Source organism: Pedobacter mendelii (assembly GCF_014635725.1).
Taxonomy (GTDB): domain Bacteria; phylum Bacteroidota; class Bacteroidia; order Sphingobacteriales; family Sphingobacteriaceae; genus Pedobacter; species Pedobacter mendelii.
Map to the genome: position 1 here is coordinate 66,896 of NZ_BMDJ01000006.1, position 25,108 is coordinate 92,003.

Genomic DNA, 25,108 nt, shown 5'->3' on the forward strand with positions numbered 1-25,108 from the left:
TTAATGGAAACAATCTGCTAAATTTACATGATGAAAACATTAGTTGTTGCCGCAACCAAAGCCGAACTTACTTTTCTTTACCAACATTTTAATTTAGATGATGGAGATTTTGCAGAAGCTAAAAACTTTGACATTTTAATTACTGGCATAGGTATGGTAGCAACTGCATTTGCATTGGGGAAGCATTTAACGCATAAATATAAATTGGTTATCAACTTAGGAATTGCTGGCAGTTTTGATAGAAACATAGAACTTGGCAGCCTGGTAAATATTACCGAAGATACCTTTGCAGAACTTGGTGCAGAAGATGGAGAAAATTTCCTCACCATTACCGATTTAGGTTTCGGAGAAAATACATATAAAGCAAAAAACGATATCAGCCTTCAGTTACCGGAGGTTTCTGGTGTTACAGTAAATAGGATTAGCGGAAACGTTAAAAATATTAGGAATTTAATAGAGCGTTTAAACCCAAGTACAGAAAGTATGGAAGGTGCTGCTGTTTTATTTGCCTGCCAACAAGAAAGAATTGATTGTTTACAAATCCGCAGCATTTCTAACTATGTAGAACCACGAAATAAAGACCGATGGAAAATAGGCCTTGCGATAAAGAACTTAAATGATTGGGCAAATGCTTTTCTAACAGATATGAATTGATTATGACGAACAATTTTGTAGCATAACTTAATTTTGAATCATGAAGCTAACACTTGGTTTTTCGCCCTGCCCAAATGATACATTTATTTTCGATGCACTTATTCACAATAAAATTGACACAGAAGGTTTAGAATTTGATGTCTATTTTGATGATGTGGAAACACTCAACCAAAAAGCTTTAAAAGGCGAACTAGATATTACAAAGCTTAGTTTTCATGCTTTTGCTTATGTTGCAAATCAATATGCCTTACTTGATGCGGGCAGTGCTTTAGGTTTTGGTGTTGGCCCATTGCTCATTAGTAAAAAAGAATTTAAGGGAGAATTAAGTTCTAACTTAAAAGTTGGCATTCCAGGCAAATACACTACTGCAAATTTTCTTTTAGGCATTGCTTATCCTCAACTGCAGAATAAAGAAATAATGGTTTTCTCAGAAATTGAGTCGGCTTTACTGGAAGAGAAAATTGATTTAGGATTAATTATACATGAAAACCGCTTTACCTATCAAGATAAAGGTTTAAACAAGATTGTTGATTTAGGCGATTACTGGGAAAAATTAACAGGATGTGCCATTCCATTAGGCGGTATTGTAATTAATAGAAATTTAGATAGGGAAATTCAGCTAAAAGTTAACCGCCTGGTGCGTCAATCAGTAGAATATGCTTTTGCACATCCAAAATCATGTATAGAATTTATCCGCCAACATGCACAAGAAATGGATGAAGCCGTGATGTATAAACATATAGAATTGTACGTAAATAAATATAGTATCAATTTGGGTAACGAAGGAAGAAAAGCCATTGATACCTTGTTTGATCTCGCTCAAGAAAGAAACCTAATCCCAGCAGTAAAACGAAATTTGTATATTTAAGTTCAAGCCTAATTTACCAAAAGCTTGTAGCCTTTTCCATGTACATTGATGATTTCTACCGTAGAATCGTCTCTTAAATATTTACGAAGCTTACTTAAAAATACATCCATACTACGTCCGTTAAAGTAATTATCATCATGCCAGATGGTTAATAACGCTTCTTCACGGGTTAAAACAGTATTTTTCTTCAAACACAACAAGCGCAACAATTCTGCCTCTTTGGTTGATAGTTTTTGCGTATGCTCTCCAGCCGTAATAATCTGAGTAGTGTAATCGAAATTATATTTACCAATAGAAAACTGGCTTTCTACTCCCTCATCATTACTGCCTGTTTTATTGGCAACGCGTTTAAACATAGCATTTATTCGCAGCAAAAGCTCTTCTATACGGAAAGGTTTTGTAATATAATCATCGCCACCTAAATCATAAGCTGCAGATTTATCTTCAAGCATTGTTTTAGCAGTAGCAAAAATCATTGGAACCTGTGTATTTATTTTCCTGATATCCTTACCCAAGGTAAAACCATCCTTTTTAGGCATCATCACATCTAAAATACAAAGATCGAAGTTCTGCTTATTAAAAGCTCTTAATCCTTCTTCTCCGTCAGTACACAAAACAACATCGAACTTTCCTTTTAATTGCAAATAATCTTGCAAGAGTAAGCCTAAATTTGGATCGTCTTCTACCAAAAGTATTTTTTTCATTTTTTTTTTGTTTATTGATGTAGCACCTTGGCTTACGCTAAAGGTTTGATTCTGATTTTGCATTACGGTTTAATTTAAGTTTGATATAAGCTAAAATAATTATTCAGCTATATTGGTAAATTTTTTAAGCTGCCAATCATTGTATTGGCAAAGCAACCGTTTGTACCAGACAGTTAATTTGCCAGTTTTATAAAGGTAAAGATATTTCAAATGTTGTTCCTCTATCTTTTTCACTACTTACTTTAATGTTACCGCTTAATTTTTTTATAATATCTTGTACATAATTCAATCCAAGACCAAAACCTTTAACATCATGTAAATTACCGGTTGGAACTCTATAAAACTGATCAAATATTCTTTTTGAATGCTCTTTGCTCATACCAATTCCGTTATCAGCAATTTCGATAATTAAATTTTTGCCTACATTTTTTGTATTAATCGTAATTTCAGGAACCTCTTTACTATATTTATTTGCATTATCTATCAAATTGTAAAGCACGTTGGAAAGGTGCAGTTCATCTCCGAAAACAATAGCATTTGGAGCATCAGTATTTACGGTTAAAACTGCATTCTTCTTTTGCAGCTGTAAGCTCATACTATCCAAAACAATCATGATTAAATCATTCATATCAACCTCAGTATTCTCCATTTTAAGTTCACCTTTTTCTAAACGGGCGATACTTAAAACACGTTCGATATGACTACCTAAACGAACGTTTTCATCATAAATTATTCCTGCAAGTCGCTTTAAACGAGCTTTATCCTCTGTTATTTCAGGATCTTTTAGTGCCTCGCTGGCAATCATAATTGTTGCAACAGGCGTTTTAAACTCATGAGTCATATTATTGATGAAATCCGTTTTCATTTCAGAGATTTTCTTCTGTTTCAGTATAGCGTAAAGTGTATAACTGAATATGAAAATCAACACTAATAATAACGCTATTGATGATGCTAAAGTTGCACTCAAATTGCTAACAATTGCCGAATTTTTATTCGGAAAACTTACTTCAAGGATACCAGGATCACGGAATAAATCATTTCCAAATACGGTTGTTCTATAGGTATTAACAGGCAAAAATTCTTTGCCTTTATTAGAGGCTTGTAAAAACAAAATCGAGTCCCTTTGAGCAAGTTTAATACGTAAATTATAGCTTTGGGTAATATTATGATCTAAAAAAGACTTTTTAAGCGCTTCTTTAAGCGAAGCGAAATTAATTCTTTTTGTAATAGGAATATCTTTCTCGTTCATTTCCTTTGCTACATCTTCAAGCCAATTATAACCTTTTGAATATTTAATCGAATCTTTTCCTAATAATGAAATTTTTAATGCTAATTGCCGCTTAGCAATATCATCTTCACGTTTAAATTTCTTTGCTAAATCATCAGAAATTTTTGGCAAAGCAAGTAATAGCGGTTTACCTGTTACTGGTTCGAAAACCTGATATCGAATGGTATCCGGTAAATTTTGAGGCGTTCTGAAATTAAATGTTTTTGTATCAGGAGAAAAAAACTTCGACCGCAAACTTATTCCCCTAACTGCTAAGCTTTTAACATCTACAAAAGCACTAAATTGCATATCTAAACTCGACTTGCCACCGGGCGACAAAGACAAAAACTCTTTTTCACTAATTACTTTAGGAGCAGCATATGATGTCCTTATCAAACTATCCTGCTGATTAAGATAGTTTTCAACCTGATTTTCTCGTTCTGCCTGCCTTAAATCAGCTGCCTCCGCAAACTGTTGTCTCAGTTCTTTAATATCAAGCTGTAGCTGCCTTAAATCCTGACCTCTTTTAATTTTATTTTCAATGTCTTTTCTATTGATTCTTTCCGCAGCGCTTCGCCTTTGAAGTTTATTTACTACTGATGTTAGCGTTTGATTAACTTGCTCATCAAAAAGCTGCAATTTTAGGTTATACGCTTCCCTGATGTAATACAGTTGCATTACAAAAACACCAAGCAAAGCTACCGTCATTAATACGGTAATTAACCAAAAACTTCTTTTCTTCATTAACCCTATTGCCTCTTTTACTTAAAAAGATATACGTCTTAGTACATCAACTTATTCAAAGAATTGGCGATTGTAAAAATAATCAATAACAGCCTGAAACGTATGTATTTAACATTTTTTAACACGTAAACTAAATCATCTTAAATAATTCAAGGCAAAAAAAAATGCCAGATTAAAATCCGGCATTTATCAAATTGTTTAATAAAAAGAATCATTATTAGAAAGGCAAATCATCATCTTCCCCTGGTTTATTACTTACGTCAGCAGGCGCTGCATAAGCTGGTGTGTTTGCTGCAACCGCAGGAGTACCTGAAATTGCATTAATACGCCAAATTACTAAACTATTAAAATATGATGTTTTTCCTGTTTTATCTGTCCATGGGCGACCACGTAAATTAAAGAAAACTTCAACCTCATCGCCAGCTTTAAAACTATCTAATAACGCTGCTTTATCTTGCAAAGCCTCAAAGCGAATATATTCCGGATATGTTGGGTTTTCTGCAAATTCTACTATCAAATCGCGTTTTTTAAACGTTTCACTTACTTGTTGTGTGGCACCTACTTCGTGTACTTTTCCTTTAATTTCCATATCAAATACTACTTTATTGTACTATAAAGATCAAATCTCTATAATTTTATTGATAACTTCGCACAAATTATGATGCAAGTTTTCCACAATAAAAGCAAGGTAATTATAACCTGCAACAAGCGCCTTACTCCTTATTTACAAGATGAAGTTAAGGCTTTAGGTTACACCATAGAAAGAGCTTTCGCAACAGGCGTTGAGTTAAATATAACCCTTACAGAGTGTATTAAGCTGAATTTGAACCTTCGTTGCGCAAGTCAGATTTTATATGCTATAAAAAGTTTTAAGGCGATAACGCCAGATGATTTATACAATGAAATTTCGGCTATTGAGTGGGAAGATTTGATTGATTTTACAGGCTATTTTTCTGTAACATCAAACGTTGATAATCCAAATATTACTACCCCTTTATTTGCAAATTTAAAGGTTAAAGATGCAATTGTAGACCGACTGAAAGAAAAAAAAGGCATACGCCCGAATTCTGGCTCCGACGGTAATAAAACTGTAGTTCATTTATATTGGAAAGATGCTGAAGCAGATGTTTTTATGGATACTTCTGGCGAAACACTTGCAAAACACGGGTATCGTAAAATCCCCGGCAAAGCTCCAATGCTAGAGGCTTTAGCTTCAGGCGTAATTTATGCTACCCAGTGGGATAAAAAATCGCCACTTGTTAATCCAATGTGTGGCTCAGGAACTTTAGCTATAGAAGCAGCTTTAATTGCAACCAATCGTGCCCCAGGTTTATATCGTATGAACTATGGCTTTATGCACATTATGGGATATAATGAAGAGGAATTTTTTGCAGAACGTAGAATTTTAAAAGATCAGGTTATTAAAAATATCGATTTAAAAATTATTGCATCCGATATTTCTGAAGATGCTGTGGAAGTTACCCGACGAAATGCGAAAACAGCAGGTGTGGACACACTTATTGAATTTCTGGTTTGTGATTTCGAAGCAACTAATGTTCCTGAAAACGGAAAAGGGGTTATTGTTTTTAATCCAGAATATGGAGAGCGATTAGGGGTACATAGTCAACTGGAATTAACTTATAAACGTATGGGCGATTTCATGAAAAAAGACTGTAAAGGTTATACAGGATATATTTTTACAGGAAATCCGGATTTAGCTAAAAAAATAGGATTGAGAGCATCAAAAAAAATTGAATTTTACAATGGCAAACTCGATTGTCGTCTGTTAGAATATGAATTGTATGACGGCACTAGGCGAATTCCACAAAGCGAGGAACAATTAATTCCATAAAACAAAATACCCCCTAATTATTGACTATCCTGATATACACATTGTTCCGTAATTTATCTTAAAATTATTGGTATCAAGGTAATGACATTTAGATTTTCATCGTATAAATAATTTATTCAGATGCTCTGAAGCAGGTATTAGCGCAAAATTGCTATTTCGAAATCCTTTTTGGAACAATTTTCGTTTATTATGGTATTAGAATATATACATAAAATCCTTAACATGGAAGATTTATTGGCTTTGAAGACGAAGAATGTAGCTGGAAACATAAGAAAAATTAGAGAATATAGAGATTACACTCAAGATTATCTGGCTGCGAAATTAAAAATTTCACAAAATGCATATAGCAAAATCGAACTTGGATACAGCAAACTTACTATAGATCGTATGTTTCAAATTGCATCCATTTTAGAAATTGAAGTAACTCGCTTACTTACACTTGACCATGCAGAATTAATTAAAACAATATCCTCTGAAGAGGAAGTCTTTTCTGCGCTCAAATAATCCGTTCAAAAAAATCAAATCAATTTTTCATCCTGTATTAATTCCGATACCTTTGAAAAAAGATTATTGTATGCAGGATATTGTTAAAGCCACCATTGATTTTGTTAAAAAAACGCTAGAAAACGCAGAAGCAGGGCATGATTGGTTTCATATTGAGCGGGTTTATAAAACTGCATTAAACATTAACGAGGATGAAAAAGGAAATGAGCTAGTTGTTTCCTTCGCTGCTCTTTTGCATGATATTGCAGACCCTAAATTCAATAATGGAGATGAAGAATTAGGCCCAAATTTAGCTGAATCTTTTTTGAAATCATTATCCGTTAATGAGGATATAGTTGCTCATGTAAAATTGATTATTCAAAACATGTCTTTCAAAAATAGTTTTGATGGTAAAGGTTTTACGTCAAAAGAAATGCAGATTGTTCAGGATGCAGATAGGCTAGATGCGATTGGTGCAATTGGTATTGCCAGAGCTTTCACCTACGGAGGTTTTAAGAACCGTGTTTTATACGACCCATCAATTCCCCCTAAACAGCATTTAAATAAGGAAAGTTATAAAAACACTACGGCACCTACAATAAATCATTTTTACGAGAAACTACTTTTGTTAAAAGATATGATGAATACTTCTGCAGGTAAAAATATCGCCTTGAAGCGTCATAATTTTATGCTTCAATACCTCGATAATTTTTACTCAGAATGGGAGGGCAAATAACTCATGACCCTTTAAAAGCTTAATTTACTCCGAAAAAGAATAGGATTAACGAAACTTTTTACTAAAATATTTAGTTTTAAAACTATATTTGTTAGTAAAACTAAATCCTATGTCATTTGATAGAATTCGTGAAAAATTAAATATCCTGGCTGATGCAGCAAAGTATGATGTTTCGTGTTCATCAAGCGGCGGAACCAGAAAAAATGACAATAAAGGACTTGGCGATAGCCATAGTTCAGGCATTTGCCATACCTATACAGAAGATGGTCGTTGTGTTTCATTACTTAAAATTCTTTTAACCAATCATTGCATTTATGATTGCTTATTCTGTGTTTCCAGAAAAAGCAACGATGTTAAACGAGCTGCCTTTACTGTTGATGAAGTGGTCGAATTGACCATGAATTTTTATCGCCGAAACTACATAGAGGGCTTATTTCTAAGCTCGGGTATATTTAAAAATGCTGATTTTACAATGGAACGGTTGCTTCTGGTTTGTAAGAAACTTCGCTTGGAGCAAAACTACAATGGCTATATTCATTTAAAAACTATACCTGGTGCCAGCGATGAATTGATAAAAGAAGCTGGTTTATACGCGGATAGAATGAGCATCAATTTAGAAATGCCCACTGAAGCTGGATTAAAACTTTTAGCGCCTGAGAAAAGCCACGCTGATGTGATAAAACCACTAGCTTTTGTTCAGCAAAATATTTCGCAATTCGCTGCCGATAAAAAATTAATTAAACACATCCCAAAATTTGTTCCGGCAGGGCAAAGTACGCAAATGGTAATTGGTGCTACGCCAGAGAGTGATAAAGATATTATGTACACAGCAAGTTCATTTTATAAGAATTTCGCTTTAAAACGTGTTTATTATTCTGGATACGTACCGATAAGTAACGATTCCAGAATGCCTGTTCTTGGCACTCAACCACCCTTATTGAGAGAAAACAGACTCTATCAAACCGATTGGCTAATGCGCTTTTACGGTTTTAAGGTGCAGGAAATTTTAAATGATGCCAATCCAAACCTCGATGTAGATATTGACCCAAAATTAAGTTGGGCCATTCGTAATATGCAACATTTTCCGGTGGACATAAATAAGGCAGATTATAGAATGATTTTACGTATTCCTGGAATTGGCGTTATGTCGGCAAATAAAATTGTACAAGCCAGAAAGTTTGGAAAGTTAAGAATAGACCAATTAAAAAAGATTGGTGTAGCCTACAATCGTGCAAAGCATTTTATTACCTGTGCCGATAGTCCATATCAATTAAAAGATTATCAAGGAACGCAAATTAAAGCCTTTATAATGGCAGATAGTCAGAGTAAATATTTGAAAACCGATAATAATCAAATGCTTCTGTTTTAGAAGTATGCCACGGAAGCACAGAAAACACAGAATTAAATGAATTACATTTTCGATGGCTCTTTACCCGGACTTTTAACCGCAGTATTCGAATGGTTTGAGCGCAAACCAGGAAAGATTGCGCTTAAATCAACCGAAATGTTTCAGCCAGAGGCGTTTGCAGAATGTCTTTTGATAGAATCAAACTCTGACAAGGCAGATAGGGTTTGGAAAGGATTACAGAAAAAACTTAAGAAAGATTGGCTCAGGATATTCTATTGTTCCTATCTATCAGAAATTCCCGACGCTTACAACCATCTTTTTCAATTTACCATCTACATTTTTCAAAATGAATTGGGTGCCCAGAATAATTACGGAAACGAACACGTAATTGCTTTAGCAAAATATGCTAAAAGCGTAGAGCGAGAGAAACACAGAATGGAGGCTTTTATCCGCTTTCAGCACACAGCTGATGGAATTTTTTACACGGGTGTTGATCCTGATTTTAATGTGCTTCCATTAATTTCCAATCATTTTAAAAACCGGTATGCCGACCAGCAATGGATAATTTATGATTTGAAACGCAAATATGGTCTTCACTATAACTTAACCTCGGTGGAAGAAATTACCATAGATTTCACCAACGGCGTTAATTGCAAAAATCCATCGGCAATTTTATTAGATGAGAAAGAAGAATTGTATTCAGTTTTGTGGAAGGATTATTTTAAAAGCGCAAATATTGTTGCACGAAAAAACACCAAGCTTCATATTCAACATGTGCCAAAAAGGTATTGGAAATATTTAACCGAAAAGCAGTTGAGTTAACATTCGGTTAACATAAAAAAACTAAATTGCAGCATGAAATTAAGTGTGCTGGTTTTATTTACTGCTGCAGCCGTTGGCTTATCTATTGGCATAGTAAACTTCTATTTTCAACATAGTTGGTATTACCTTGCCATCTCTTTCGGCGTTTCGTTTTTAAGTAGCTTTCTAGTTTTTTACTATCTTTTAGAGAAATATATCTACACCAAAATCAAATTAATTTATAAGCTTATTCATAACCTAAAATTAGGGAAAGATTTAAAAGATGCACTTGGCGAATATGTAAGTTCTGACCCTATAAATGATGTTGAACACGAGGTAAAAGAATGGGCTGGAGCCAAGAAAAAGGAAATTGATTTACTTAAAAAGCAGGAGCAATTTCGCCGGGAATTCCTCTCGAATGTATCGCATGAATTCAAAACACCTCTTTTTGCCATTCAAGGCTATATTGAAACCTTGCAAGATTGCCTGATAGATGACCCGGAAATGGCAACTAAATTTTTAAAAAAAGCCGAAAATAATGTCGAGCGTTTAAGTTATTTAATTAATGACTTAGATGCAATCGCTAAACTCGAAACTGGGGAATCGCCGATTAACTATCAAAAGTTTGATTTTGTGCAGCTTGCTAAAGATGTGATGGAGAATTTGGAAGATAAGGCTAAAAGGAAAAACATAAATCTGTTTTTTAAGGATAAATATACTGCTGTAACAATGGTTAATGCCGATAGGGAGAAAATCCGCCAGGTTCTAATTAACCTTATGGTAAATAGCATTAAATACGGTATTGAAAATGGTGAAACAGCAATCAAGATTTTTGAATTGCATGATCAGTTTTTAATTGAGGTTACGGATAATGGGATAGGCATTGAAGAGAAACATCTTTCTAGATTATTTGAGCGTTTTTACCGTATTGATACACACAGAGCAAGGGAAGTTGGTGGTACTGGCTTGGGTTTAGCCATTGTTAAACACATTTTAGAAGCTCATGAGCAAACCATTTCAGTAAGAAGTACACCTGGAATTGGGACAACCTTTGCATTTACTTTGCAAAAAGTAAGCTAGGTTATTTTAACCGCAGGGAGCATAAAGAGGTTTTACCGCAGAGGTCGCGAAGGAATTCACAGAGAACACAAAGCTGAACGCAGATAATTCTTTACCATATAAGAAATTTAAGAACATATAAGCTTGCCTCTAAACTAACCTACGGATACCTATCCTTTGTTCCTAAACCCGATATAAGCGGCAGCCCCGAATTTTTCTATGAGGGCTAAAGCGGTTAGCGGGACTGAAGTTTCCGAAAAGCTTATTACCATTGTTTTGCAAAAATTAAAATAGTTTAATATTCTTAAATGTATTTTACCGCAGAGGTAGCAAAGGACTGCGCAGAGAACGCAAAGCTGAATGCAGATTTTTATATCATAAGAGATATTTAAGGAAAGATAAGCGATTGCTTATTGAGGCTGAATAGACAATTAACCTATTAAGCAGCTGATTACCGTTAATATAATTTAGAACTTAACATTAACTTAACATTGGGCGTGTAGCTTTGCAACATATTAAAAATTAACATGAACAATATTTTTAAGTTCTTTACGCCTCAGGATAAAAAGTTTCACCCTTTATTTGAGCAAGCTGGTAGCAATGCACTAAAAATTGCTGAATCACTTTTAGAAATGGTTAGCACAGCTGATGCTGAAAGCAGAAAGACAATTTTTAAAGAAATTGAGCGATTAGAACATGTGGGTGATGATATTACCCATTCTATTTTCCTGGAACTAAGCAGAAACTTTATCACACCTTTTGATAGAGAAGATATACACCAATTAGCTACTGCTGTTGATGACGTTGCGGATTACATTTATGGCACTGCAAACCGCATGCAGATGTACAATATGAATGCGATTAGCGAACCAATTGTTAAAATTGCAGAGCTTTTAGTTGAGATGTGTACAGATATTGATAAAGCAATTAAAGAATTACGCAGTTTTAAAAACATACGTGTTATTGCTGATGCTTGTATCCGTATTAATAGCGGCGAAAACCAGGCTGATTACGTATTTACATTAGCCGTTGCCCGTTTATTTGAATATGAAACGAACGCTATAGAATTAATTAAACAAAAAGAGGTTTTACAAACGATAGAAAAAGCGACTGATAAATGTGAGGATGTAGCAAATGTGCTTGAAACTATCCTGGTTAAAAACGCTTAATAAAATATAAACATGGTAACTACCTTATTGGTTGTTGTTGTAATTCTGGCTATTGCTTTCGATTACATTAACGGCTTTCACGATGCCGCTAATTCGATTGCAACAGTTGTTTCTACAAAAGTTCTTACGCCATTTCAGGCGGTTTTATGGGCTGCACTTTTTAATTTTGCAGCTTACTTTTATTTTACCGATCACAAAGTGGCCAACACGGTTGCTAAAACAGTAATTGAGCATTATATTACCTTAGAGGTAATCCTTGCTGGATTAATTGCCGCAATTATCTGGAATTTATTAACATGGTGGTATGGTATACCTTCAAGTTCTTCTCATACATTAATTGGTGGTTTTGCAGGTGCCGGTATGACCTATGCTTTGATTACAGGAGCTAGTCCGCTCGATGCTGTAAACATGGGTTATGTGGTAAAAATAATTTCTTTTATTGTATTGGCGCCAATAATTGGACTGGTTATATCTGTCGTTTTAACGCTAATTATCATCAATATTTGTAAAAATGCTAAGCCAGCAACTGCAGAAAAATGGTTTAAACGATTGCAGCTGATTTCATCGGCAGCATTAAGTTTTTTCCACGGTGGTAATGATGCGCAAAAAGTAATGGGCATTATCGCTACAGCATTAATTGCGGCAAAAGTGATTCCAAATTTCGAGGCAATGCCGTGGTGGGTTCCTGTGGCTTGTTATTCTGCAATATCTTTAGGAACCATGAGTGGCGGTTGGAAAATTGTGAAAACAATGGGTTCAAAAATTACGAAAGTTACTGCGCTTGAAGGCGTTGCAGCAGAAGGTGCAGGCGCAATTACATTAGGTATTACAGAACATTTCGGTATCCCGGTTTCTACAACGCATACCATTACAGGTTCGATTGTGGGTGTGGGCGTGGTAAAAAGTGTATCGGCAGTACGATGGGGTGTAACCATTAACCTAATTTGGGCATGGATTTTAACTATACCGGTTTCAGCAACCTTAGCGGCGATAATTTATGCCGCCATCTATTATTTAAAATAAAACAAAATCCTTTTAAATATACTCGGAAAGACTAAGGCAGACTGCTTTAGTCTTTTTTGTTTAACCGCAAATCTCCCTTCATTTCTCTTGCTACTTCCTGAGCCAAAACATCATCACTTTGTTCTAAATTCCTAACAATGCTTTCTTTATTTGCAGCAGAATGATTCTGACTCAATTTAAAAACATGATTAATATTACTCACCACAATTTCGAATCCTGTTATCGCTTTCAAATGTTTCTGGATATAAGCCTCATCCATTTTATTAAAGGCTGCCGGACTAGAATCTGGGGCTTCATATTTATCAGTCAATTCTTTTATAACCTGATAAGTTTCTTCGGAATTTAACAGCCTCATGATTCCTTTAGCCTGAACGGTTTTATAATTCCAGGTAGAAGCTGACCGAGGGTTTTCGTATACCGATGCACTGATGTAAGCATGAGCACCCGTGAAAATGGCTAATACATTTGGGTTTTGCTCAAAAGCTTTGCAATGGTCGGTTTTGGTCATGATGTGGCCAATAAGTTTAATAACATCGCCCGCAACGACAGTTTTAACGGGAACTTGTGTGGCCACTGGAAATTCACCATCAAATCCAACTAAGGTTACAAACGTATTTTGGTTCATAAACTCAAGGATTTCCTCTTGGTTTTCAGTTGTAAAATATGGGGCTTTGTACATGGAAAGTTGCTAATATAATTACCACAGAGAAAGAAGAGGCTTCACAGAGCATACAAAAAGTTATTTCATTTTGCTCTGTTTTCTCTGTGCCTAATCTCTGTGTACTGGGTGGTTTAATTTTAAAACTTAACACTCATTTCAACTAAGTCGTTACCATTTTTAGGCAACACCCAATCAGGCCCAGCCTGTATAAGCCTTTTGGCTTCAGCATCTGCCTTTTTGTTTAGCGATTTTATAACCGATATATTGGTTGGCCGCCCATTCTTTTTAACTTTAAAGCTCACAATAACATATTGTTCTGGTCCTTTCGGGTTATAAAGTTTATTATTATCCTCTAAGTATTGCTCATAGTTAATAGTCGAAACGGGGACGGGCTTAGTCATTTCACCTTTAGATTTATCGAGATTCTCTACTGCTTTTAAAACAATTTTTTGTGGTGTTATCGTTTCCTTCTTTCGTCCATTTGAACCAGTGATCATTGCAATTTCATTTATTGACTTGTCACCTGTTAAGGCCATTCTAATTGCATTTGGATCTGTGGTAATTGCCCTGTCGTTAAAACCTTGAGCCTTTACAACAACCTCTTTATTCTTATCAAGACTATCGATAGGTAAAGAAAAATAGCCCGCACCGTTCGTCGCTGTTACCGCTTTAGAATTTTCAAATTTAACAACAGCACCTTCAACAGGCATACCGCTTTGCGAAACAACGTTACCACTGTAAACCATACCAACAGCTGAAAGCGGTGCTTCCGCAGCAGCATTAGCTACCTTATTTGAGGCATCAACTTCCATTCTTGATATTTTCGCAGTTTCGGCTTTGGATATACCTGGAACTGCGTAGGCTTTCGCACTCTTAATAACAGGAGCATCTTTGGTATTCTTTGCTAAATCTCCTGTTTTAGCATCGGCAATTGCCTTATCAATCAAAGCCGATTTAGACATTTCATTTTTTTCCGCTACAATAGCTTCTTGCTTAGGTTTAGCAGTTGCAATTGCATTTGCAGAATCTAAATTCACAATTACACCAGTTGATTTCCTTGCAGCAACCTCGGCATTTTTCCGGTTCGTTTCCCGCATAAAAAACAAAATACTTACCGCGATAAAAGCTACAGTAGCCGTTGCTGCGATGCTTAAGCGTTGAGTGGTAATACCCCACATTTTACGTTTAATCGGCTTTTGTGAAACCCTATCGTAAAGTTGTTTTTGTAAAATAGAAAGCGTTTGCTTGCGTTTTGACGATTGGCGCAAACCTTCGAGCGCTTCGGCAACAAAAGGATCATCGAGGGCTTGGCGCTCAACAAAGTGCATACCTTTAGCATCAAGCTTACCATCAAGGTAATCTTCGAGCACATCAATATCTAACCAGTCGTTATTCACTGCTATTTTTCTCTATACAAATCTTTAAATTCCGCTTTCCATTTTGGATGTAACTCTTTACCTTAAGCATGTCGTAACCGGTAATATCGGCCACTTCCTTATAACATTTTTCTTGTAAATAAAATAAATCTACGCTTTTTCGTTGTTCTTCAGTTAAAGTTTCCATGCACTTTTCCATAATGGTAAGCTGCGTTTCTCTTGTGTTGTCAATATCCAGATGCACAAATTCGCTGTTTTCCACAAAAGTATCATCTATAGAAACGATATTTTGCTTGGCCGATTTCCGCAAAACCATTAAACAATGGTTTCGGGTAAGTACATGCAGCCAGCTTTTAAAATTCTGCACTTCATGAATTTTGAGTTTTTTAACCAATTCCTCAAAAATTTGCATCACTGCATCTTTGCTTTGCTCTTCATCTTTAAAATAGTTTAAGCAAACACCAAAAACCAAGTGCATATATTTATTATAAAGCGTACCCAAAGAGTTTAAATCACCTGTACTTTTGTACTCGGCAATTAAATCTGCATCTTCTTTCTGGGTATTTCCAGCTGTATTTTTTATAAACTTCAAAAAATTGGGTAGCTATTTCGAATTATCCCTCAAGTATAAAAAATATTTTTGAGTGATGAGGTATAAACGAATCATTTAGGATATTGACCCAATTGATTTTTTTTAGAAAGCAATGTTCGCAGCATTTCGGTTGCGGCAGTCCCGCTTTTTGCTACAATCTTTCTCAAACCTATAAGGTTTTAAAAACCTTATAGGTTTAATCAAAAGTATTTCCGCGGCAATCGGGGTTAAAAACATAGGTTTGTTCTAAAAACTAAGGTTGCAGATTAAACGAACTTAATCAGAGTTATCTTTGGTTAAATAACTTCTTATAGAGATTATGGCAGTTGTTTTGCTTAACAAACATTTAAACACACACAATGAAAAAAATTAATATTCTATCTGCATCCCTCGCATTAATATTATTTACAAATCTCAATGTAAAAGCTCAAATAAAGTTGAGCGACATTTTTAAAAAAGTTACCGGAAAAACCACAACAACAAGTGCAACTGGCACACCCTCAACTTTAGAAATTGGGCAAGGAATTAAAGAAGCTTTGCAAATTGGCGTTTCTGCGGGTGCCGATAGACTATCTGTGAAAGATGGCTTTTTAGGCAACCTGGCTGTTAAAATTTTAATGCCTCCAGAAGCGCAAAAAGTAGAAAAAACACTACGCAGCATTGGGTTAAATTCGTTATGCGATAACGTAATTACCAGTTTAAACCGAGCTGCAGAAGATGCTGCAAAAGAAGCCAAACCAATATTTATTTCAGCCATTAAACAAATGACTTTAACGGATGCCACAAATATCCTTTTAGGCAATAATGATGCGGCTACTGATTATTTTAAAAGGGTTACTACTTCGCAATTGATGCAGAAATTTAGCCCTATTGTTACCACAAGTTTAAATAAGGTAAATGCAACAAAATATTACAGCGATTTAACTTCACAATATAACAGGCTGCCATTGGTTAAGCCCGTAAACACAAATTTAACCGAATACGTTACACAAAAAGCTATTGATGGCTTGTTTACAGAAGTTGCCAAAGAAGAACTAAAAATTAGAGGAAACTTAAGCTCAAGAAGCACGACATTACTGCAAAAAGTTTTTGGTTATGCAGATAGAAAAAAGAGTTAAGTCTTGGTAAAATCATAAAAGAAAAAGATTCAGGTTTCGAAAGCGCCTGAATCTTTTTTGTTTAAAACTATTTGTAAAATTGTACATGACGAAATTTAACATAAAAACGGCTTCTATTATGGTTTTTGCTTGCGGATTAATTACTGCTTGCGGCAACGAACACCCAAGTGATAACAGCAATAAGGCTATTTTAGATACCGTTTCGTTAAGCAATAAAAATTTCGCCTTGGCTTACCAAGATGGTAATAAAATTGTAGCTACCAGTATTGATACCATGAAGCAGATTTCTTTTGGTTGGGCAACAGACCCAGCCATTTCTCCTGATGGAAATAAATTGGCTTATACCGTTAATGATACTGCTGGCCATAGAACGATTTGGGTTGCAGATATGGAAAATAAGAGTCAGTTGCAATTACAAGTAAATAGCGGAAATTATTACCAGGCGGTGTGGTCGCCAAGTGGAAGTGCTATTGCTTTTAACATTTTTAATAGTAATAAAATTTGGAAATTTGGAGTAATAAAAACCGATAACACAGGTTATGTAATGTTGGATAGTGCCTCGAAAATTAATGTTTATGCGCCAACCTGGAAAAATGAAAAGGAATTAATCGGACACGATTTGTTTAACCTTTACACTTTCGATATTACAGGGAAATTAATTGACACAAAACCTATTGCCAGTTTAATTGGTAAAGATTTTACCATTGCCAGCAGCAATCGTTTCTTTTATACCAAAAATGGACAAAAATTAATCTTTAACGCTGGAAATGATGATACTTTAGATGGGATAACCGGATCAAGTGAAGCGGTTTATTCCTTAGATTTATCTAACAAAAAAGTAGAAAGACTTACGCCAAAAGGCATGCAGGTAAGCTATATTTTTGTTACTGCCGATGATAGAGTCTTTTACAGCGGAACAGAAAAACCTTTTACACAGAGTAAAATTTATGTGTCTGATTTAAAAGGTAACGCTAAGTTGGTTGTTGATAGAGGAACAAACCCAACAGGAACTTTGAAGTAAGGCTTCGTTTGTCTTGGCCACTCAGGCTTTTTCTTTTGGCGTCCATTAAAATTTTGCAAATTTAAAGTTGATAAGAACCACCCAGCCTTGTAGGTACTCGCAAGAGGGAAATCCAAAGAGTTGAATAACATTTTTTTTGGAGCGCAATGCTTCTGCAAGCCAATCAATTTCTTCCTGTTTTTCGCTTGTACGTTTTGCATCGTCGTGCCTCCTCGCTGCAGGGTACCGCTGCACCCAGGGCTAGGTGGCTAAGGCAATACTAATTTTTAACGGTTTGCAACAAGCCAATGTTCTTAAACCCGACAGCAGCGAGCATACCGATTTTTCATCGGTATAAAGCGAATGGCGGGACTGCTGACCGCCAAATGCAAATGACCGTTCATTTCCAAAAAAAAGATCTTTAAATCAAATTAATTATAAAATCTTTTTTTGGAGCGCAATGCCTCTGCAAACCATTTTTATTAAATCAAAGGAAATGAAGTGTAAAGCGCACAAGCGAGAAACGAGTGCGGCCTATGCAAATAAAAAAATTAAAATAATTTAAAGTAATATTGACTTTCATCCGTCTACAGGTTTATCAATCAAAAAATTTTGCTAACAAACGAATCCCAAAATATAATTTCTACAGTTGCCAATTATGGTAAGCGCTTATTCAGTTTCATTCGTGGGCGGGTGAATACGGATGAGGATGCAGAAGATATTTTACAGGATGTATGGTATCAATTGAGCAACCAACCCGAGGCGGGAGCTATCGAACAAATGAGTGGATGGCTTTATCGGGTGGCAAGAAATAAGATTACCGACAAATATCGGAAACAAAAAGATGTGCTTATTGAAGATTTAAGTTTCGAGGATGAGGATGGCGAAATTAATTTTAGGGAGATTTTATTAGCAGAAGCTTTTTCGCCTGAAGAGGAAAGTTTGAAGAAACTTTTTTGGGACCAGCTGTTTGTAGCTTTAGAAGAATTACCAGAAAACCAGCGTTATGTCTTCGTTCAAAACGAATTGGAAGATAGAACTTTTCAGGAATTGGCTGATGAAAGTGGCGAAAACATTAAAACTTTAATATCGAGAAAAGGCTATGCAGTGAAACATTTGCGCAGCCGTTTACAAAATTTATATCAAGAATTTATTAACTATTAATTTAGAAGGAAATGAGAAACAGAAAGTTTAGTAAAGGCAAGAAATTCTTTTTCTTTATCCCTGTTATAGCATTAATTGCTACGGCATTAGGCTACACCGTAATGTATTTATGGAACTGGATTTTACCAGAAGTAGCACACACCGGAACATTAAATTTTTGGCAGGCACTTGGCTTACTAGTCTTATGCCGATTGCTTTTCGGTAATTTTAATAAAGGCGGAGGCAATAATCGTTTCCGTGAAAAGGCTATGGGTATGCGTTCTAAATGGCAAAGCATGAATGAAGAAGAGCGGGCAAAGTTTAAAGAAGAATATAAGCGGAGATGTAGCGGTTGGGGACACCGTAATAAGGAATAATTTAAAGCCAGCTTTTCAGCTGGCTTTTTTATTTATGCAGTAATCTTTGCGATTTGTAATTCCCCTCTTTTAGAGGGGTGCCCGCAGGGCGGGGTGTTTCTTTGTCTTCGCCAGACAGGCTTCCATTTTCAGGCAGTTGGTTTAACCCATAAGCTTAGACTTCCCTTTCTTCAAGGAGAGGGACTATACAAGCTTAATTTCTCCTGGCAACTTTCACAGGGTAATGTGTTCTAAGGTGGTAAAAAACATTTTTTATTTTTTTTAAAGTAAAAATTAAATACTGCCGTCTTCCCAATTATATAAACAGATAATAACATGAAACAAATATTAAAAACAATAGGATTCGGGATTGTACTTGGTGCAACCGCATTCTTCATACCCTTTATATTCAAATTTATATTTGCCGTATTTTTAGTCGGCTTGATATTCAAAATGATTTCTAAAGGTAGAAAACGTAGTTACATTGATGGTAGCTTTGAAAGCTATGGCAATTACTACTCTCCAATTGTATCAATAGATAATCAATGGTATAAGCCTGAAGTTAAAGGAAATGGTTTTGTTCAAAACATCAATGTAAATTATTAGAGCCATGAAAGCATTTAGAATATTATTAGCGTTTGCAGTTGCAGGAGCAACATTTTATAGCTTAAACACATTCGCTGTAATGAATGGTTATCGCGATAGGTTAGATTTCAAAAACAGACATTATCATGAGCACGATTGCAACCACGAAAACAGACATAACGGTTTCAGTCACCATAGCAGAAAAGCTGTTGATACCTCGATGGCACCAATTGATAGCACCAATATTAAATAAATAAGCCAATGTCTCAAGTTCTATTTCTAAGCGTTCCATCACAAGGTGATGTTAAACCAGATTTAAGCCTGGCAAGTGATTTAATTACTCGAGGGGAGCAGGTTACTTTCTTCAGTTCTGATGAATTTAAACAATCTATCGAAAATATTGGGGCTGATTTTAAAGCATACAATAAAAATTTGGATGTTTTCCATACAACAGAAGAAAAGGAGAAACCAAAATCGGGTTTAATTACGGCGCTATTAGAACCGATGAAGTTTATAGATGATATCGTGGAAAAAATACGAGGATTGAAATTCGATTATGCCGTTTTCTCTCCTGCTCATCCGTACGCGAATATCATTACACAGTTATTGGGAATTCCGAAAACACAATATGGCATTTCCAATTAAAAATATTGGCTTCGGGCAATGAATTAACAGATTAAAAACAATTAAAATTAAAAAAATGTACAACGAAAATAGATGCCATTCGGGCAAAATGAATAATGGCTGGGGCAGAAGATTTGGTGGTCATCACCACAGAAGATTTGCACAGCATGCACAAGAAATTTTTGGTAGTGGGTTTAGACGCGTACCGGCAAATATTGAAGAAACAGACGAAAGTCTCATCATCCACCTTTTTGCACCAGCGCTGGTAAAAGAAGATTTGAAAGTTATAACCAAAGATGACGTTTTAACAATTTCTTATACACCAAAAGAAGATGCAGAATCTACTGAGAAATTTAGCAGGAGAGAATACAGCAACGGTGCTTTTGAGCGGGCTTTTGCTTTAAACGGAAAAGTACTTAGCGAAAATATATCTGCCAGTTATGCTGACGGAATTTTAAAAATTACACTTCCTAAAAACCCCGAAACGAATATACCTGCTAAAGATATCGCAGTAAACTAAGTTTCGTCTATTATAATTTCTGAGGCCCCGATTGTTTTGCAGTCGGGGCTTTTTTTTTGCTGCCAAGAGATTTTTTGCCACGGAGACGCGGAAAAAGTAAGTTTAACTTGCGAAGGTTAAACGGCCAAAAGCAAAGGTGAACTTCAAAAGTTTAATACGTTCTTTGGGAATTGAATTTTGAGGCTTATGAATTTTCCACCTAATTATTCCCACTAAACTTCGTAGGTCGGGTTTACGCTTTGCGACCTAGATTTCTTGCATTGAACTGAGTTATCTAAACCCGATTATCGCGGAAATACTTTCAATTAAACCTATAAGGTTTGAAAAACCTTATAGGTTTAAGAAAGATTGGAGCAAAAGCGGGACTATCGCAACCAAAACACACCGAACATTGCTTTCCAAATCATTTAACACGTCGAGTTTTAAATGTGGTTTGCTATTCGTTGTATTTTAAGGTACTTTTGCTGAAATAAAAAACATAACAGATTGAATTTTAACGACTTTAATTTTAACCCCGATTTATACGAAGGCCTGATGGCAATGGGGTATAAAAGCGCTACTCCGATACAAGAACAAGCCATTCCGGTAATTTTAGATAATCACGATCTTATTGCTTGTGCCCAAACAGGTACCGGAAAAACAGCCAGCTATTTATTGCCTGTAATGGACAAAATAATGAAGGCAAAAGATAGGCATAACAATACCTTAATTTTAGCGCCAACACGCGAGCTTGCGCAACAGATTGATTTACAAGTTGAGGCACTAGCATATTTTACCAACATCAGCTCACTGGCAGTTTATGGTGGCGGCGATGGTATTGCATACGAACAACAAAAACGCTCGATGCGTGATGGTGTTGATGTTATTATTGCAACTCCCGGCCGTTTAATGGCACATTTATCTTCTGGTGTTTTAAAACTAGAACATTTGCAGCATTTAATTTTAGATGAAGCCGACAGAATGTTGGATATGGGGTTTTATGATGACATTATTCGCATTATAAGTTACCTCCCCAAAAAGCGGCAAACGCTTTTATTTTCGGCTACCATGGCGCCAAAAATAAGAACCATGGCGGGTAAAATTTTGCATGAACCACAACAAATCACCATCTCGATTGCAAAACCTGCAGAAGGAATTAACCAACAGGCTTATCTAATTCACGACCAGCAGAAACAAGCTTTATTGACTGATATTTTTAAAGATGGTACATATAAAAGCAGTATAATTTTCGTATCTACCAAAGATAAAGTTAAAGCGCTTTACAAAGCTTTTAGAGGTTTAGGTATTAAAGCCGAGGCTTTCCATTCGGATTTAGGTCAGAAAGAAAGAGAAGATATTTTATTGGCTTTTAAAAACAGAAGATTGCCCATTTTGATTGGAACTGATGTTTTGTCTCGTGGTATTGATGTTGAGGGAATTGATTTGGTAATTAACTACGATGTTCCTGGCGACCCGGCAGATTACGTTCATAGAATTGGCAGAACGGCGAGAGCTTCTACAAAAGGAACAGCTATAACTTTAGTTAACGGTAGAGACAAACGCAAATTTGATAACATAGAGAAACTGATTGAAAAAGAAGTTCCGAGGATGACGTTACCTGAGCATATTTCTGCCATGGAAATAACGCATGTGGAAGAAAAAAGACCTCATCAAAATAACGGTAAGAAAAAGGTTTGGCATAAGAAAAAGCCGAAGCCAAGCAATCCAAATTAAGCACATTTTAAACGTCAACAGAATTTCTGGATGGCGTTTTTCTTTTTATCGTTATCTTTCCCTTATTCGATGGCCAATTTTATTCTAATCGGTATATGCATTCTTGCAGGAATTCTTTTCCGCAAAAGTAAAGCCTTACCAAAAGATGCGCATAAAGGCATTAACGCCTGGATAATTTACATTGCGTTACCAGCGGTTTCGTTTAAATATCTTCCTCACATCACCTGGACTAAAGATTTACTTTTTCCTGCCTTAGCTCCTATTTGTGTTTGGATATTAGGCTGGTTATTTATTACGATGTATTCGAAGTTTAGCAAGCTTAGCAAGGCAACATCTGGCGGGCTGAAACTGGTCAGTTCTTTAAGCAATACGTCATTTATTGGTTTCCCGTTAATCATAGCTTATTTTAGTGAAAAAGAATTGGCAATTGCCATAATATGCGACCAAGTGACATTCACTTTGCTTTCTACAATTGGGATTATTCTAGCAATTCGTTCTTCGCAACAGCAAAAATTAAATTCAAAGTTGGTGCTTAAAAAAGTGCTGACTTTTCCGCCATTGATTGGATGTATTTTGGCACTAATTTTACCTCGGTATTTAGATTTATCCGCTCTGGATGTTTTGTTTGATAAACTCTCAGGTACGGTTGGTCCATTAGCTTTATTTTCTATCGGTTTGCAACTCAAATTCGGCGGCTGGTTTAGTGAAATCAAACACATCAGCTTTGCTTTATTATACAAATTGATTTTAGCACCACTTTCGGTTTTCGTTATCGCCTTGGTTTTAGGGATGAATGGCATGATAACCAAAATAACCATTTTTGAAATGGCGATGCCAACTTTGTTAACCGCAGGTGTTGTCGCCGACCAATATAACTTAAATCCGAAGGTTTCTAATTTAGTTGTTGGGATTGGGATATTGTTATCATTTGTAACAACAGGTTTGTGGTGGTTGGTTTTGACTTATCCGGGTGTGGTTTAGGTTTTTTTAGCCGCAAAGAACGCTAAGTTTTTCGCAAATCAGCGCAAAGTAATTCTACCATATAAGACATTAAAGAAAATATAAGTTAGCAGCATAGGTTTTCACTAGATTTAAAACCACTACCTTAAAATCTCTCTCTTTTGGAGAGGGACCACACAAATTTAACCCAATCACTAGCTTTAACGGAGTGAGACTTTAACACTCTGGCAAGCTAATGGGAATATTGGTCGCCAAGCCACCATCAGATGTTTCTTTGTATTTCGCATTCATATCTAAAGCAGTTTCCCACATGGTATTAACAACAGCATCTAAACTTACTTTTGCCTTATCAGGATTACTTTGTAAAGCCAGCTGGCTTGCCGTGATTGCTTTAATCGCGCCCATTGTATTTCGTTCGATGCAAGGAATTTGCACTAAGCCACCAATTGGATCGCAGGTTAAGCCTAAATGATGCTCCATTGCAATTTCTGCTGCCATTAAAACTTGCCTTTGTGAGCCGCCTAAACACTCGGTTAAAGCAGCAGCAGCCATCGCAGAAGATACGCCAATTTCTGCTTGGCAGCCGCCCATCGCCGCTGAAATAGTTGCGCCTTTTTTGAAAATGCTTCCAATTTCGGATGCACAGGTAATAAATTGAATTATTTTATCGTCAGAATAACCATCGCAGAAAGTAATAAAGTATTGTAAAACTGCCGGAATTACACCTGCTGCACCATTTGTTGGAGCTGTAACTACTCTTCCGAACGAAGCATTTTCTTCGTTAACGGCAAGCGCAAAACAACTTACCCAATCTAAAGTATAGTTAAAACCGTTTCCACCTTTTCTAATGGCTTCAATCCAGGAATTATAATCGTGATAGTCACTTTTTCCAATCAGGCGTTTATTTAGTGGGAACGCTCTTCTGGCAACGTCCAACCCACCAGGCAAGAAACCAGTTGTATGGCATCCGCGGTATGTACAATCCCTCATTACCGCGAAATGTTGCAGAATTCCTGCCTTTGTAACCGATTCTGGTCGCCAGGCCAATTCATTCTCCATTACAATTTCACTTACTTTTAATCCTGTTGATAAGCACCAATGCAAAAGTTCTTTCGCTTTCTCTACCGGAAAAGGTAAATCTACCTGAACTTTTTGGCTGCTATCTTCGCCCTCTTTAACTACAAAACCACCACCGATAGAGTAATAAGTTTCAGAAAAAGCTTTGCCATTTTTTAAGAAGGCCTGAAAAGTAACCGCATTAGGATGAAAAGGAAGACTTTCGGCAAATAAGAAAAGTAAATCATTAGTATAATCGAAATCGATAACTAAATCTCCGGCAAGGCTTAGTTTCTTATCTTTTTTAATTGCTTCGAAAGTTGGTGTAACCGCATCAACATCGAAAGTAACAGGGTCGGCACCAGTTAAACCCAATAAAATAGCAACATCAGTTCCATGGCCTTTACCTGTTTTAGCAAGCGAGCCATACAGCAATATTTTGATCATTTCTACATCAGCCAAAAAATTATTTTCTTTTAACGATGCAGTAAATTGTTGGGCAGCACGCCAAGCACCCAATGTATGGGAACTTGATGGACCTATGCCAATTTTAAAAATATCGAAAACCGAAATTTGTTCTTTAATCATGGATTTAGTTAGTTACAGATTATCAATTTAGGGCTGAATCCGTTATACAAATCTATGATAGTTTTACAAATTTTAGCTAGGTTTGCAGCTGAATTTAAATTAGGAATT

The 25,108-nt window shown here is 35.9% G+C and carries 27 protein-coding genes; 20 read left to right on the plus strand and 7 right to left on the minus strand.

Annotated features, from left to right (window positions below; genetic code table 11):
- Nucleotides 1–27: 27 nt before the first annotated feature.
- Entirely contained in the window at nucleotides 28–654 is a 627-nt protein-coding gene (gene mqnB, locus IEV50_RS11995) for a futalosine hydrolase (protein ID WP_229746716.1), read from the plus strand.
- Nucleotides 655–694: 40 nt separating this feature from the next.
- Nucleotides 695–1,522 (plus strand): menaquinone biosynthesis family protein, encoded by an 828-nt coding sequence (locus IEV50_RS12000; protein ID WP_188414569.1) that lies wholly within the window; start codon nucleotides 695–697, stop codon nucleotides 1,520–1,522.
- Between the two features lie 8 nt (nucleotides 1,523–1,530).
- Here IEV50_RS12000 and IEV50_RS12005 read toward each other — a convergent pair whose 3' ends face one another.
- From IEV50_RS12005 to IEV50_RS12015, 3 genes are all read right to left on the minus strand, one after another.
- The gene (locus tag IEV50_RS12005; RefSeq protein WP_188414571.1) at nucleotides 1,531–2,226 is read right to left on the minus strand and encodes a response regulator transcription factor; all 696 of its coding nucleotides are present in this window, start codon (nucleotides 2,224–2,226) and stop codon (nucleotides 1,531–1,533) included.
- 187 nt (nucleotides 2,227–2,413) lie between these two features.
- On the minus strand, nucleotides 2,414–4,237 hold the full coding sequence (locus IEV50_RS12010) for a sensor histidine kinase (protein ID WP_188414573.1): 1,824 nt from the start codon (nucleotides 4,235–4,237) through the stop codon (nucleotides 2,414–2,416).
- A gap of 217 nt (nucleotides 4,238–4,454) precedes the next feature.
- Nucleotides 4,455–4,826 (minus strand): DUF3127 domain-containing protein, encoded by a 372-nt coding sequence (locus IEV50_RS12015; protein ID WP_188414575.1) that lies wholly within the window; start codon nucleotides 4,824–4,826, stop codon nucleotides 4,455–4,457.
- Between the two features lie 72 nt (nucleotides 4,827–4,898).
- On the opposite strand from IEV50_RS12015, the gene IEV50_RS12020 reads away from it, so the two are divergent.
- From IEV50_RS12020 to IEV50_RS12055, 8 genes are all read left to right on the plus strand, one after another.
- Nucleotides 4,899–6,089 (plus strand): THUMP domain-containing class I SAM-dependent RNA methyltransferase, encoded by a 1,191-nt coding sequence (locus tag IEV50_RS12020; RefSeq protein WP_188414857.1) that lies wholly within the window; start codon nucleotides 4,899–4,901, stop codon nucleotides 6,087–6,089.
- 222 nt (nucleotides 6,090–6,311) lie between these two features.
- Nucleotides 6,312–6,593: a helix-turn-helix domain-containing protein gene (locus tag IEV50_RS12025; protein ID WP_188414577.1), complete on the plus strand. Its 282-nt coding sequence runs from the start codon at nucleotides 6,312–6,314 to the stop codon at nucleotides 6,591–6,593.
- 70 nt (nucleotides 6,594–6,663) lie between these two features.
- Entirely contained in the window at nucleotides 6,664–7,308 is a 645-nt protein-coding gene (locus tag IEV50_RS12030; RefSeq protein ID WP_188414859.1) for an HD domain-containing protein, read from the plus strand.
- A 109-nt stretch (nucleotides 7,309–7,417) separates the two neighbouring features.
- Nucleotides 7,418–8,677: a putative DNA modification/repair radical SAM protein gene (locus IEV50_RS12035; RefSeq protein ID WP_188414579.1), complete on the plus strand. Its 1,260-nt coding sequence runs from the start codon at nucleotides 7,418–7,420 to the stop codon at nucleotides 8,675–8,677.
- Between the two features lie 36 nt (nucleotides 8,678–8,713).
- Nucleotides 8,714–9,478, plus strand: coding sequence for a TIGR03915 family putative DNA repair protein (locus tag IEV50_RS12040; RefSeq protein ID WP_188414581.1), 765 nt, complete (start codon nucleotides 8,714–8,716; stop codon nucleotides 9,476–9,478).
- Between the two features lie 33 nt (nucleotides 9,479–9,511).
- Nucleotides 9,512–10,537, plus strand: a complete 1,026-nt coding sequence (locus IEV50_RS12045) for a sensor histidine kinase (RefSeq protein ID WP_123207149.1) — start codon at nucleotides 9,512–9,514, stop codon at nucleotides 10,535–10,537.
- A 506-nt stretch (nucleotides 10,538–11,043) separates the two neighbouring features.
- Complete coding sequence (locus IEV50_RS12050) at nucleotides 11,044–11,685, plus strand: DUF47 domain-containing protein (protein WP_188414583.1); 642 nt, start codon at nucleotides 11,044–11,046, stop codon at nucleotides 11,683–11,685.
- A 12-nt stretch (nucleotides 11,686–11,697) separates the two neighbouring features.
- On the plus strand, nucleotides 11,698–12,708 hold the full coding sequence (locus IEV50_RS12055) for an inorganic phosphate transporter (protein ID WP_188414585.1): 1,011 nt from the start codon (nucleotides 11,698–11,700) through the stop codon (nucleotides 12,706–12,708).
- A 46-nt stretch (nucleotides 12,709–12,754) separates the two neighbouring features.
- Here IEV50_RS12055 and IEV50_RS12060 read toward each other — a convergent pair whose 3' ends face one another.
- From IEV50_RS12060 to IEV50_RS12070, 3 genes are all read right to left on the minus strand, one after another.
- Nucleotides 12,755–13,387 carry an FMN-binding negative transcriptional regulator gene (locus IEV50_RS12060; RefSeq protein ID WP_188414588.1) on the minus strand — a complete coding sequence of 211 codons (633 nt, stop codon included), beginning with the start codon at nucleotides 13,385–13,387 and terminating at the stop codon, nucleotides 12,755–12,757.
- Between the two features lie 119 nt (nucleotides 13,388–13,506).
- Nucleotides 13,507–14,766 carry a hypothetical protein gene (locus IEV50_RS12065; protein WP_188414590.1) on the minus strand — a complete coding sequence of 420 codons (1,260 nt, stop codon included), beginning with the start codon at nucleotides 14,764–14,766 and terminating at the stop codon, nucleotides 13,507–13,509.
- Entirely contained in the window at nucleotides 14,759–15,337 is a 579-nt protein-coding gene (locus IEV50_RS12070) for an RNA polymerase sigma factor (protein ID WP_188414592.1), read from the minus strand. Before IEV50_RS12070 ends, IEV50_RS12065 begins: the two co-directional genes overlap by 8 nt.
- Nucleotides 15,338–15,696: 359 nt before the next feature.
- Between IEV50_RS12070 and IEV50_RS12075 the strand changes: the two genes are divergently transcribed.
- The 10 genes from IEV50_RS12075 (at nucleotide 15,697) to IEV50_RS12120 (ending at nucleotide 23,377) form a co-directional block, all read left to right on the plus strand.
- A complete protein-coding gene (locus IEV50_RS12075; protein ID WP_188414594.1) occupies nucleotides 15,697–16,455 on the plus strand; it encodes a DUF4197 domain-containing protein in 759 nt (252 codons plus the stop codon).
- Between the two features lie 85 nt (nucleotides 16,456–16,540).
- Nucleotides 16,541–17,476, plus strand: a complete 936-nt coding sequence (locus IEV50_RS12080) for a TolB family protein (RefSeq protein WP_188414596.1) — start codon at nucleotides 16,541–16,543, stop codon at nucleotides 17,474–17,476.
- Between the two features lie 591 nt (nucleotides 17,477–18,067).
- Complete coding sequence (locus tag IEV50_RS12085) at nucleotides 18,068–18,619, plus strand: RNA polymerase sigma factor (protein ID WP_188414598.1); 552 nt, start codon at nucleotides 18,068–18,070, stop codon at nucleotides 18,617–18,619.
- Between the two features lie 11 nt (nucleotides 18,620–18,630).
- The gene (locus IEV50_RS12090) at nucleotides 18,631–18,975 is read left to right on the plus strand and encodes a hypothetical protein (RefSeq protein WP_188414599.1); all 345 of its coding nucleotides are present in this window, start codon (nucleotides 18,631–18,633) and stop codon (nucleotides 18,973–18,975) included.
- A 315-nt stretch (nucleotides 18,976–19,290) separates the two neighbouring features.
- Nucleotides 19,291–19,560: a hypothetical protein gene (locus IEV50_RS12095; protein WP_188414601.1), complete on the plus strand. Its 270-nt coding sequence runs from the start codon at nucleotides 19,291–19,293 to the stop codon at nucleotides 19,558–19,560.
- A gap of 4 nt (nucleotides 19,561–19,564) precedes the next feature.
- A complete protein-coding gene (locus IEV50_RS12100; protein ID WP_188414603.1) occupies nucleotides 19,565–19,792 on the plus strand; it encodes a hypothetical protein in 228 nt (75 codons plus the stop codon).
- An 8-nt stretch (nucleotides 19,793–19,800) separates the two neighbouring features.
- A complete protein-coding gene (locus IEV50_RS12105) occupies nucleotides 19,801–20,184 on the plus strand; it encodes a glycosyltransferase (RefSeq protein ID WP_188414605.1) in 384 nt (127 codons plus the stop codon).
- Nucleotides 20,185–20,239: 55 nt separating this feature from the next.
- The gene (locus IEV50_RS12110; RefSeq protein WP_188414607.1) at nucleotides 20,240–20,683 is read left to right on the plus strand and encodes an Hsp20/alpha crystallin family protein; all 444 of its coding nucleotides are present in this window, start codon (nucleotides 20,240–20,242) and stop codon (nucleotides 20,681–20,683) included.
- A gap of 486 nt (nucleotides 20,684–21,169) precedes the next feature.
- A complete protein-coding gene (locus tag IEV50_RS12115) occupies nucleotides 21,170–22,396 on the plus strand; it encodes a DEAD/DEAH box helicase (RefSeq protein ID WP_188414609.1) in 1,227 nt (408 codons plus the stop codon).
- A 30-nt stretch (nucleotides 22,397–22,426) separates the two neighbouring features.
- Nucleotides 22,427–23,377 (plus strand): AEC family transporter, encoded by a 951-nt coding sequence (locus IEV50_RS12120; RefSeq protein ID WP_229746717.1) that lies wholly within the window; start codon nucleotides 22,427–22,429, stop codon nucleotides 23,375–23,377.
- Between the two features lie 195 nt (nucleotides 23,378–23,572).
- On the opposite strand, the gene IEV50_RS12125 is transcribed toward IEV50_RS12120, so the two are convergent.
- Complete coding sequence (locus IEV50_RS12125) at nucleotides 23,573–25,000, minus strand: L-serine ammonia-lyase (RefSeq protein WP_188414618.1); 1,428 nt, start codon at nucleotides 24,998–25,000, stop codon at nucleotides 23,573–23,575.
- Between the last annotated feature and the right edge of the window lie 108 nt (nucleotides 25,001–25,108).